Origin of the sequence: Aestuariivirga sp. (assembly GCF_046093005.1) — a bacterium.
Classification (GTDB): Bacteria; Pseudomonadota; Alphaproteobacteria; order Rhizobiales; family Aestuariivirgaceae; genus Aestuariivirga.
The window spans coordinates 1-10710 of record NZ_JBJTER010000076.1 but is presented as its reverse complement, the minus strand read 5'-3'; the positions used below and the strand labels follow the sequence as shown (position 1 = coordinate 10710).

At 65.1% G+C, this 10710-nt stretch carries 15 protein-coding genes; 7 read left to right on the top strand and 8 right to left on the bottom strand.

The window, feature by feature from the left end:
* The 3 genes from ACKOED_RS06100 to ACKOED_RS06090 form a co-directional block, all read left to right on the top strand.
* On the top strand, nt 1-184 hold a 184-nt coding region (locus ACKOED_RS06100; RefSeq protein WP_408915691.1), incomplete at its 5' end, for a hypothetical protein.
* The gene (locus ACKOED_RS06095) at nt 181-414 is read left to right on the top strand and encodes a hypothetical protein (protein ID WP_408915690.1); all 234 of its coding nucleotides are present in this window, start codon (nt 181-183) and stop codon (nt 412-414) included. The genes ACKOED_RS06100 and ACKOED_RS06095, both read left to right, overlap by 4 nt.
* The gene (locus tag ACKOED_RS06090; RefSeq protein WP_408915689.1) at nt 368-571 is read left to right on the top strand and encodes a hypothetical protein; all 204 of its coding nucleotides are present in this window, start codon (nt 368-370) and stop codon (nt 569-571) included. Before ACKOED_RS06095 ends, ACKOED_RS06090 begins: the two co-directional genes overlap by 47 nt.
* Before the next feature lies 1 nt (nt 572).
* On the opposite strand, the gene ACKOED_RS06085 is transcribed toward ACKOED_RS06090, so the two are convergent.
* The 7 genes from ACKOED_RS06085 to zigA all read right to left on the bottom strand — a co-directional run bounded on the left by ACKOED_RS06085 (nt 573) and on the right by zigA (nt 7937).
* Entirely contained in the window at nt 573-2000 is a 1428-nt protein-coding gene (locus ACKOED_RS06085; RefSeq protein ID WP_408915688.1) for an ABC transporter ATP-binding protein, read from the bottom strand.
* On the bottom strand, nt 1997-2785 hold the full coding sequence (locus ACKOED_RS06080) for an ABC transporter permease (protein ID WP_408915687.1): 789 nt from the start codon (nt 2783-2785) through the stop codon (nt 1997-1999). The genes ACKOED_RS06085 and ACKOED_RS06080 overlap by 4 nt, the downstream gene beginning before the upstream one ends.
* Before the next feature lie 32 nt (nt 2786-2817).
* Nucleotides 2818-3771 (bottom strand): ABC transporter permease, encoded by a 954-nt coding sequence (locus tag ACKOED_RS06075; RefSeq protein ID WP_408915686.1) that lies wholly within the window; start codon nt 3769-3771, stop codon nt 2818-2820.
* A complete protein-coding gene (locus tag ACKOED_RS06070; RefSeq protein WP_408915685.1) occupies nt 3768-4637 on the bottom strand; it encodes a DMT family transporter in 870 nt (289 codons plus the stop codon). The genes ACKOED_RS06075 and ACKOED_RS06070 overlap by 4 nt, the downstream gene beginning before the upstream one ends.
* Nucleotides 4638-4701: 64 nt before the next feature.
* Nucleotides 4702-6249, bottom strand: a complete 1548-nt coding sequence (locus tag ACKOED_RS06065; RefSeq protein WP_408915684.1) for an ABC transporter substrate-binding protein — start codon at nt 6247-6249, stop codon at nt 4702-4704.
* A 30-nt stretch (nt 6250-6279) separates the two neighbouring features.
* Entirely contained in the window at nt 6280-6717 is a 438-nt protein-coding gene (locus ACKOED_RS06060; protein ID WP_408915683.1) for a DUF1636 family protein, read from the bottom strand.
* Nucleotides 6714-7937 carry a zinc metallochaperone GTPase ZigA gene (gene zigA, locus ACKOED_RS06055; RefSeq protein WP_408915682.1) on the bottom strand — a complete coding sequence of 408 codons (1224 nt, stop codon included), beginning with the start codon at nt 7935-7937 and terminating at the stop codon, nt 6714-6716. Before zigA ends, ACKOED_RS06060 begins: the two co-directional genes overlap by 4 nt.
* An 82-nt stretch (nt 7938-8019) precedes the next feature.
* On the opposite strand from zigA, the gene ACKOED_RS06050 reads away from it, so the two are divergent.
* The 4 genes from ACKOED_RS06050 to ACKOED_RS06035 all read left to right on the top strand — a co-directional run bounded on the left by ACKOED_RS06050 (nt 8020) and on the right by ACKOED_RS06035 (nt 10499).
* Entirely contained in the window at nt 8020-8526 is a 507-nt protein-coding gene (locus ACKOED_RS06050; protein ID WP_408915681.1) for a Fur family transcriptional regulator, read from the top strand.
* 69 nt (nt 8527-8595) lie between these two features.
* Nucleotides 8596-8985: a hypothetical protein gene (locus tag ACKOED_RS06045; protein WP_408915680.1), complete on the top strand. Its 390-nt coding sequence runs from the start codon at nt 8596-8598 to the stop codon at nt 8983-8985.
* A 74-nt stretch (nt 8986-9059) separates the two neighbouring features.
* Nucleotides 9060-9230 carry a hypothetical protein gene (locus ACKOED_RS06040; protein ID WP_408915679.1) on the top strand — a complete coding sequence of 57 codons (171 nt, stop codon included), beginning with the start codon at nt 9060-9062 and terminating at the stop codon, nt 9228-9230.
* A gap of 90 nt (nt 9231-9320) precedes the next feature.
* On the top strand, nt 9321-10499 hold the full coding sequence (locus ACKOED_RS06035; protein WP_408915678.1) for a YncE family protein: 1179 nt from the start codon (nt 9321-9323) through the stop codon (nt 10497-10499).
* Here ACKOED_RS06035 and ACKOED_RS06030 read toward each other — a convergent pair.
* On the bottom strand, nt 10489-10710 hold a 222-nt coding region (locus ACKOED_RS06030), incomplete at its 5' end, for a hypothetical protein (RefSeq protein ID WP_408915677.1). The genes ACKOED_RS06035 and ACKOED_RS06030 overlap by 11 nt on opposite strands.

The window sequence follows — 10710 nt, the reverse complement described above, 5'->3', positions numbered from 1 at the left end:
TCAGTTCGGTGCGGGCTACCGCACCTACATCATCGCCGCCGTGCTCGTGCTGGTGGTCATCGTCGAGAAGGGCCTCGGCATCGATGTGCCGGGCGTCGATGTCGGTTCCGACTGGCTCACCCACATCCTCGCCGCGCTCGGCCTCGGCACGCTGCGGGCCGGGATCACCGGGGTGAACAAGTGACCGGCTGGATCGCCCTTGCCCTCATCGTCGCGGTGGTCATCGCCACCGCGGCGATCTTCGCCGCTGGCCGCAAAGCGGGCGCCGCCGCCGAGGCGGCGAAAGCCCGAGAGGCCGAACTCAAATCTCAGAAGGAAGCCTCCGATGCTAAAGGCCGGATGCTCGAAGCAGGCGCTGCCGCTCCTCGTGATCGCGACGCTCTCGCTGACCGCCTGCGCGACGGCACCTTCTAGCCCGTCGGTGGTTTGCCCGCCGGTCGCGGCCTACGACCGCGCGTTCCAGGCGTGGCTTGCCGACGAAATCCTGCGCCTGCCACCCGGCGCGGCGCTGGACCGGGCGATGTTGGACTATGCCCGCCTGCGCGATCAGGCGCGGGCTTGCCTGGCTTAGCTCAAGCTCGCGGACCAAGTGCAAGATGCTCGTCCGCGATCGCGGCGAGCAGCGGTTGGTCGTGACTGATCAGGACAAGGCCGAGCCCCTGTTGATCGGCGGTTGCCCGCAGCAGCCGCATCGTTTCACGTTGAACGACCGGGTCGAGCCGCGATGTCGGTTCATCGGCGACAATCGCTACTGGATCGAGAAGGAGGATGCGTGCCAGCGCGAGCCGCTGGGCCTCGCCGCCGGAAACCTCGCAGGGGCGACGGTTCATCAGCCGATGATTGACCTTCAACCTGTCCAGCAGCGGCGGCAGATCGCGTGCGACCGAGAGGCCGGACTTGACGTCTTCCAGCGCCAGGAACTGGCGGGCAAAGGTCAGGTGCGGCACGAAGGCAGTGATCGGATCCTGATGGAGCTTTTGGTAGCGCTGCCGCCGCGAGCGGATCGCGGCTGGCTGTGCCACGATATCTACCCCACCCCAATCTACGCTACCGGCGAGTGGTCGCCGAAGGCCGAGCAGGATGTCGCCGAGCGTGCTCTTGCCGCTGCCGCTCGGCCCCGAAATCGCCAGAACGCCGCCCCGCGGCACGTGCAAGTCGAGGCCCTCGAAGAGCATTGCGCCCTTTGGCCAGCCGAAGGCGAGACCGTGCGCCGACAAGGCAAGGCTCGTCATGTCGCAGCAGCGGTGGCAGCGTGACCAATGGCGCGGATCGGCCGCTAGCCATGTTCGGGCGTAGTCGCTTTGGGGCTCAGACAGGAGTCCTGCACTCGGGCCATGCTCTATTACCTGGCCATTCCGAACAATCGCCAGTTCTCCAGGAAGCTCCTCTGCGAGCCTGCGATCATGGGTGATGACGAGCAGGCTGCGTCCAGCGGCCGAAAGGCGCTTGAGTGCGGCGATTGCCTGAGTGACGCGGTCGGCGTCCAAACCCTTGGTCGGCTCATCAGCAACAATGATCGGCGCGCCGACGCCCAGCGCCGAGGCCACCAGCACCCTTTGAGCCATGCCGCCAGATAGCGTGAATGGGTAGGCGTCTGCCGTCGAACCAGGCAAATCGAAAGCCGCGAGTGCGGGCTTGATGGCCTCCTCTTGGAGGCCTGCCAGCGCCATCTGCCGCCGCACGCGCATGGTCGGATCGAGCGCAGCGGATGGCTCCTGCGGGATCAACATGATCTGCTCGCGCCACAGCGCGGCGAGGCGTTTCGGTTCGCTCGCAGGAATCGGCTCGTGGCCACCGACCTTAATGTCTCCCGAGACGGACAAGCCGGAGGGCAGGAGGCCGAACACGGCCTGCGCGATCAAACTCTTGCCGCTGCCGGTTTCGCCGATGAGCGTCAGAACGCCCCCGCGCGGCACTGACAGCGACACGTCATCAACAAGAGCAGCGCCGCTTCTGTCGTGGATCGAGAGATGGGCGATCGTGAGGGCGGCTTCGGTCATTGCGCACGACCCGTTGTATTTGAAGCAAGCGTTCGGCCTGCCAAAGTCAGGGTCAGCACCGACACAAAGATCATCACGCAAGGCGCGGCCATCTGGACGAAGCCCTCGGCGAGGAAGGGCAGCAGCTCGTTGATCATCGCGCCCCATTCGGGTGTGGGAGGCTTCAGACCAAGCCCGAGGAAACCAAGTGCCGAGATCGACATGATGGCCTGCCCGACGCCGAGCGTCGCCAATGGCATCACCGCGCGCAGCACGGACGGAAGCACATGGCGGGTGAGGATAGTCCGCTCCGGGAAACCCGCGAGGCGCGCGGCCTCGACGTGGCCTTCCCGGAGAACGCTCGTGGCCACTGCCTCGGTCATGCGGGCGTATTGTGGCCAGAGCGCCAGCTTGAGCCCGATCAGCATCGGCCAGATGCCGCCACCGAGGAACCCGGCAAACAGGAGCGCCAGCAGCAGGCCTGGGAAGGCGAGCATCAGGTCGGCAAGACGCATGATCAGCGCCCTGATAAACGCGCCGCCATTGGCCGCGATTAATCCGAGCGCGATGCCCACGCTGGACGCCAGCGCCACGCAGAGCACGGCAAGGCCCAGCGAATGCGGCGCGCCAGCCAGGATACGCGAAAGAATGTCGCGTCCAACATGATCGGTGCCGAGCAGGTGAGTGATGCTTGGGGCCTCCATGACCCGCATCAGATCCTGCGCATTCGGATCCAGTGGCGCCAGGAATGGTCCGGTCAGAGCGAGGCCAGCCAGCGCCAGCAGTGGCCAGATGGAAGCCGGCACGCTCCGCTCCCGAGCTGGCTGAAGAACCATGCTCATGCGCGCGCCTCCGCAAGACCACGCGGGTCGAGCCAGAGGCGCACAAGGTCTGCCATCAGACTGACGACGGCGAAGGCGAAGCCAACGATGAGGCCTGCCCCCATGATGATCGGCACATCGCGCGCAATCAGCGCCTTGACGAGCAGTTCGCCGAGGCCCGGGCAGTTGAACAGGGTCTCGATGACCACGAAACCGTCGATGACGAAGGCGAATTGCAACGCGGCGTAGGTGACGACGGGAATTGCCGCGTTGCGGACGCCGTGATGGCGGAAGGCGGCGGCCGTGGTCAGCCCCTTCACCCGCGCATAGGTCATAAAGAAGGCCGAGCGCACCTCGACCACGGCGTTGCGGATCACGGGAATCGAGAAGGCGACGAGCGAGAGCGCCAGCGTGAAGGCCGGCAGGACCATGTGCGCGCCCGTCCGGAAGCCGGCTGGCGGCAGCCAGCGCAGGGTTAGCGCAAAGAGCGTGATCAGCCCGATGCCGACCAGGAAGCTGGGCAGCGAGGCGAGCGTCACAGCCAGCGCGTCGGTCGCACGGTCGATCATGCCGCCCGGCCTGAATCCGGCCAGGATGCCAAGTGGCAAGGCGATCAAGTAGGAGAGCAGCCAGCCGATCAGGCCGAGCTGGAGCGTGAACCGGGCATGATAAGCCAGCTCCTCGGTGACGGGCTTGCCAGACAGCAGCGAACGGCCGAGATCGCCTTGGGCGAGGTTCCCCATCCACTGGCCGTACTGAACGATCAGCGGCCGATCGAGCCCTTCCTCGCGGCGGATACGATCGGCTGTCTCGGGCGTCACCCGTTCATCGCCGACCCGGGCTGCCGCGACCCGGAGCGCGAGGTCGCCCGGCAGCGCATGCACGAACGCGAAGCAGAGCGAGGCGAGCACCGCTGCCGTCGCCAGCGCTTGGCCGATCCGAAGCATGATGACGCGCAGGACAGCGTTCATGCCTGCAAAACCTTGAGCCGCGTGCCGATCCGGTCGGCGAAGGCGACGCCGGCCGCCGCGATCACGATGAGCAGCGCGCCGAGCAGGCTGATCGGCTCCGGCCAGAGCGCGAAAACGGCGAGGTCGAACAAGATGGCCCAGATCATCGCCGTGTACTCGAACGGCGCCAGCGTCGACACCGGCGCGCGGGCGACGGCTTCCGTCATCGCGATATGTGCGAAGCCGCCGAAGAGGCCGGAGGCGATCAGCGCGAGGAGCGCCGTCTGCCCGACATCGGCCCAGCCGATTGGCCAGGTCGCAAGCCCGCAGGCCGCGCAGACCACCGCGAAATAAAAGGCGATCGCCGCCGGCGCTTCAGTCGCGGTCAGGCGTTTGATCTCGGTCTTGGCGAGCGCGGTGGTTGCGGCGCAGGCGAGCCCAGCGCCCACGCCGATCAGCGTGCCGACCGCGAGTTCCGGCCCCACCATTGCCGGCCAGAGCATCAGCCCGACGCCGAGGAAGCCGAGAAGCGTCGCAGCGACCACGATGATCCCAGGCCGCTCGCCGAGCAGCGCTACCGCGATCGGCACCACAATCAATGGCGCGAGGAAGGATAGCGCCGTCGCCAGCGCCAACGGCAGATGGGCGATCGACAGAAACGAGAAGAACATCGCCGCGCAGCCATAGAGGCTGCGCTTGACGTGCCCCAGCGGCCGTGCGGTCTTGAGTCCATGGCGAAGTTGGCTGCGCCAGGCGAGATAGACGAGGATCGGCACGAGTGCGACCGCGCTGCGCCAGAACACGATCTGGCCGACCGGAGCCTCCACCGGGGCGATCCGCACCGACAGGCTCATCAGCGAGAAGAACAACGTCGCCAGAAGGCGCAAGCCGATGCCTGCGCCGACTGAGCCCGATGATGCCGCTGATGCGCTCAAGGTCCGCCCGTCCCCGTCAGTTCAAGCTGACTTTGTGCAGCATGTAGCGCATCTCGTACGGGTCGATGACGAGGCCCCGGACGCGCCGATTGACCGCGACCGTGTGCTCAAACCACGCAACGGCCGCGACGGGGACCTCATCCTGAATAATCTTCAGGATCTCGCGCCGGAGCGTGGCCTTGCGGCTCTCGTCGAAGCTCTGGACATATTCGTCCGTCAGCGCCTTGATGTGGTCACGGCCGGGCCAGTTGAGCGTGCCCCAGGTCGAGCGCTCGCGGGTGAAATCGGGGATGATGGTGGCGATGACCTCCGGCACGTTGACATAGGTGCGCGCGAACATCGTCATCTGCATCGTGCCGGCCTGGATGGCGGCGGGGATCGCCGCCGACGGGCCCGGCTCGACAGCGAGCTCCATGCCGATCGCCTTGAGCTGCGCCTGCATCGCCGTACCCATCACGGTGAGCTCGGGGCGGTTGGCGATGGTCAGCATTGTGGCGGCCAAGCGCACGCCGTCCTTGGCGCGCACGCCATCGGTCCCGCGCACCCAGCCAGCCTGATCGAGGAGTGCGTTGGCGCCGGATACGTCGAAGGGATAGGCCGGCAGCGTCGCGTCATGCCAGTCCGGCACGGCTTCCGGGAGCAGCTGGGTCGCGGCCGAGCCCGGATGACGCAGGACCGCCGCCGCGATGCCGCGGCGATCGATGGCCATGTTGATCGCGCGGCGCACGCGCACATCAGCGAACTGCGGCAGGCCGGAATTGAACGCCATCGCCCTCACGCGGGGGATGGTGAGGCTCTCGACCTTCATCTGGCCGGCGGCATCGATGCGCGGCGTCGCGGCCGGCACGGTGGTGAAGATGATGTCCTGATCGCCAGCGATAGAGACATTGGTGCGCGTGTCACCGTTGGGAATGGCGGTGTAGCGGGCGCGGGCAACCTTTGGCTTCTCGCCCCAGTAGCGGTCGAAGCGTTCAAGCTCGAGCACCGTCTTGCCGTCGATCGCTGTGATGCGGAACGGGCCGGTGGCGATGACGCGGGAGACCCTACCATCCGCCCCCCATGAGGCCGGTGCGAGAACGACGGAAGCATAATCCACCAGCACCGCCGGCAGTTGGCTGAACGGGGTCTTTGTCTTGAGAACCAGCGTGTCGCCTTCGGTCGAGAGGCTGTCGACGGGGATCTGCTGCATGCTTTCGCCGGCGAGCGAACGCCTGAGGCTCGCCGCCGCCGCCTCCGCCGTCACCGGCGTGCCGTCGTGAAAGACGACGCCCGCACGGACCTTGAACCGCCACGTGAGTTTATCGTCGCTCACGCTCCAGCTCTCGGCGATGCCGCCGACCAGCTTGCCATCGGGCTCGACCATCACCAGCGTCTCGGCGATCTGCATCCGGGCCATGATGTAGCCGGTGTCGGTCGGCTCGTTGGAGGTCCATTCCCAGGGCGAAGCGACGCGCAGGACGCCCGCTTCTTGAGCGAAGGACTGCGATGGCAAGGCTGCGGCAGCGACAGCCGATGCCGTCAATGCGAGCGCCGAGCGGCGCGTGATCGAGAGTTTTTCGGTCATGAGAATCCCCGGACTGTTTGGCTGTGGTGATCAGGTGGCTTGGACAGCTGCGGGCCGGTGCTCGACCTGTCGCGCTCCAGTTGTGAGCGGTGGCACCCGGCCGAGAATACCGGCTTGCAGGACTTCAGGTCGCTCGAAGCGTTCCAGAAAGCCGTCCGGCTTCGCGCAATAGAGGGCGAAGGCGTCCAGCACGGCAGGCCCGTCGCGCGCAGGGTCGAGATCGCCGAACAGATAGGTGAAGCGGCCTTGTCCGGAGAAAGCCACGACGCAGGGCCGCTTGCACTGGCTCATGCAGCGGACATCGCGAAGCACCTCCAGATCGATACCCCGCCGCAACGCCTCCGCTTCGATCGCATCGGCGAGATCGGCTCCGGGGCGACGCGCATCGGCGTTTCCCAGCCAGCCCTCGGGCCTGCAGCGAAAACAGATGGACAGGCAGGCGTCTTTGGCGGCATCTTTCACGCTCATGCCGCCTGCCGCTCCCAGTTCGGGAAAGGATCGGGCAGATGCCTCCACGCGTCTGGCGTGAAGCGGTCGACCATGCCCGTGAGCGCCGCATCCAGTTCGGCACGTATGGCGGCTTCGTCCATCTGGTCGGCAAGGCCGATGAAGACGATCTCCTGACGGCGATCGCCAAACGTCTTGTCGAAGTAGGGCTTCATGCTCTCGCGCCACTCGGCGCTGTCGGGCCAGCGCGTTTTCGGCACCGCCGCCCACCATAGGCCTCGCTTCGAGGTGCGCACCAGCGCGCCGGCCTGGGCGAGTTCGCCCACGTAGTTCGGTCGGGTCGCGAGCCAGAAGAAACCCTTGGCGCGGATGACGCCGGGCCAGGGCTTGTTGACGAAGGCATTGAAAGCCATCGGCGCGAAAGGACGCCGGGCGCGATAGACGAAGGATCGGATGCCGTATTCCTCGGTCTCCGGCACGTGGTTCTTGAAGCCGTTCAGTTCCTTGAACCAAAGCGGATGGGTCTGCGCGCGCTCGAAGTCGAACAGGCCGGTGCCGAGCACCGCAGGGAGCGGCACGCGCCCGTAGTCCGCTTCGATGATGCGCGCTTCGCTGTTGAGCGCCGCGATGATCTTGCGGGCAAGGTCAAGCCGATCTTTAGTCGCCGTGCCCGCCTTGTTGAGGACGACGACATCGGCGAACTCGATCTGCTCGACGAGGAGATCGACGAGCGCGCGATCGTCTTCCTCGCCCGCCGTCTCGCCGCGGTCGCGCAGGAAATCCTGGCTCGAATAATCCTTGAGAAGGTTCACCGCATCGACGACCGTGACCATCGTGTCGAGCCGGGAGACATCCGAGAGAGACTGTCCGTCTTCGTCGCGGAAGTCGAAGGTGGTCGCGACCGGCAAGGGCTCGGCAATGCCGGTCGACTCGATCACGAGGTAGTCGAAACGGCCATCCTCGGCGAGCCGGCGCACTTCCTTGAGGAGATCGTCGCGCAGCGTGCAGCAGATGCAGCCATTGGACATCTCGACGAGCTTTTCGTCCGTGCGTGAAAGACCGCCATCCTGTTTCACGAGCTCGGCGTCGATGTTCACCTCACTCATATCATTGACGATGACGGCGACCTTCATGCCCTCGCGGTTGTTCAGGATATGGTTGAGCAGCGTGGTCTTGCCGGCGCCGAGAAAGCCTGAAAGCACAGTGACAGGGAGGCGATTGTCCGATTGGGTCTTGGCCATGATCCCCCAAGGGTGTAATGTTGTGACACTCAGGGAAGTGTAATAGTATTACACCACCGCGATGGTCAAGGAGGTCTCGGCCATGGCCGGCGAAAAAGCTCATCACGAGCGATGCGAGGGGCACGGCCATGCGCACTCGCCCCACTCCGACGCGGCAGCCATGATTGAACGCGCCCGCGCGTTCGCTGCGGCACGGAAACTCCCGTTTACGGAGATGCGCGCGCGTGTTCTGACCGTGCTGGCCCGCGAGGAGAAACCGCTCACGGCTTATGAGATCACGGATCGCTTGAGCGTATCGAAGAAAGTCCAGGCAGTTCAGGTCTACCGCGCGCTCGACTTCCTGCAGGAGGCCGGTTGCGTTCACCGGCTCGCCTCAAAGGCGTCGTACTTTGCATGCGATCATGAGCATCACCCCGGCGAGGCCGTGGTGTTCATGGTCTGCAGCCACTGCGGTACCGTGCAGGAAGCGCCGTCGGATCTGGTGGCTCAAGGGCTCCAGGGTGCCGCCGAGCATGCAGGCTTCAAGCCTGCTCATCCCATCGTTGAGCTGGAAGGCGAATGCGCGCGGTGCGCCTCAAATCCCCTGTGACAACAGCAACATTTCGAGCTAGGAGAGAAGTTGATCACGGGCTAGGCAGATTATGATTAAGCAAATGACATGAGCGCCGTACGCCATTTGACACGCGATTGGCGATTTTGTCTCTTGCTGGCCTATGCCTTCGTGCTGGCCGGGCTGGCTGGTGCGCGTCTGGTTGTTCATCATACAAGCGAGATGCAAGCGCTGGCCGCGCTGCAGATCATCTGCTCCGAGCACGGCCTAACTCTCCCGTCTGATCCGGAGAAGGATCACGGAAAAGACCATTCAGGATGCCCATGCGGCCCATCCTGTCCCTTCAAGACCTTTGGCTCCGTCGCTTCAGTATCGATTGGGCCTGCCTGGAGCGATCAGGAAGCGAATAAGCCTGTCCATGTCGCGCGGCACACTGCACTACCGCCGTCCCACGCCTCGCCGGGCGTTTCTGCGCGCGGTCCACCCAACCTGATCTGATTGAAACGGCAGACCTCGCCGCGCGAAGGCTCGCGTCGGCGATCACCCTTCATTCCAGATCCGGAAACCTAGACATGTCATCTCTCTTCACCCGCAGCGCGGCTATGGCCGGCTGCATCCTTGGCGCAACCGCGCTTTCAACGCTTGCCTTCGCACAGACCCCCGCGCTCGATCACGTCATGCTCGTCGTCGGCAAGGACGAGGCTGGCGCCAGTCATTGCAATGCGGCTGATTTCGCGACCTGAGCCGACGTCATAGACGCCAGCCTCGACACCATGGCACTCACAAATGGCGTCGCGCTGTTCAACAATACCGACGGCAATCAGGTGATTGCCGTGAACCTCAAGGACGGCAAGGAGATCGCGCGCATCCCCGCCTCCTCGCTGGGCGGCACACGGCCCGTGCACAGCTATCTCTCGCCCGTGATGGGCGGTCGTCAATTCTATGTTGTTCTCAATGACGGCGTTGAAGCCAATACACCGGTTGGCGAGGCGCCGAAGGATTCCTCGCTCACCCTGATTGACGTCGTTCCGGGTTCGGCAACCTACCTCAAACCGATTGGCGAGGTCCGGCTGGGGCGCGGCCATCACAAGGTGGCGTTCTCCAACACGCGCGCCCGCATGGTCGTCTCGAACATCGGCGACTGCAAGGATGTGCTGTCGGTCTACGACTTCGCCAACCCCGCTGACATCAAGCTCGTGAAGTCCTTCCCTGCCAAGGATTTTGGCTTCGACGGCTCGACCGCCATGAAGACCTGCGATGAAACAGGCAAGGCTGGGCTCAGGCTTGGTCCTCATGGTGTTGGCACGTCTGCAGCCACCGGCGATGCCTTCCACTTCATCACCGGCTCCGGCCAGGTGGCGCTGATCGACATCGATAGCGATATGCCGACCCTGCGCAATATCCAGACCGCAGGCACAGGCGGCTCGACGGCCAAGGACATGCCGGGCGGCCGGTTCATCGTCGTGCCGCAGCGGACCCCACGTGAAGTGCAGGATCGCGCCGGCGGCATTGGCTGCCAGATCGGGCAGATCGCGGTGATCGACGCCGTCAACCGGCAGCTCGTGGCCCAGACGCCGATGCTCTATGGCGACGGCACATGCTCGACGAGCCTCGTCGGCAAGCCGGAGGCTGCTGCTAACCCTTCCTATGTCGGCTTCAACAAGGATGGAAGCCGCATGTTTGTGGCGCTCGGCACGCTCGGTGGTGCGCAGAATGCATCGGCAACCGTGGATCTCACGCTCGTTTTCGATATGAGCAACCCGCGCCAGCCCCGCCAATTGGCGCCGATCAAGACCGAGCCGCGTCAGGCGAGTGACATCGTGATGGCGAATGGTGGCAGGCTGGCCTTCATCCCCAATTCGGTGGCCGGCACCGTCTCGGTGGTTGATACGGAATCGATGAAAGTCGTCCAGTCCATCAAGACCGTCGCCGGCCCGCACCGTTTGTCCGCGTTCAGCCCGACGTCTGGCCCATCGAAGCCTGTTGGCCCGGCCACGCCCGTCACGAACTGACCGACCCCCCGGTGGCGGAGCCAAGCTTCGCCACCCTTTCTCCCCTTTCAACCTGTCCTGGAGATTCAAACTGATCGGCCCCCACTGAGTGGTCCGGCTGGAATGTTAGTGCATTGACGGCCTCGACGCCAGCGCGGGCGGCGAAGCTGGCCGGGGTTGCGCCGCCGCCCGTGCGGCCATGGCCGGCACGAAGACCTCCGGGGCCGGTGGC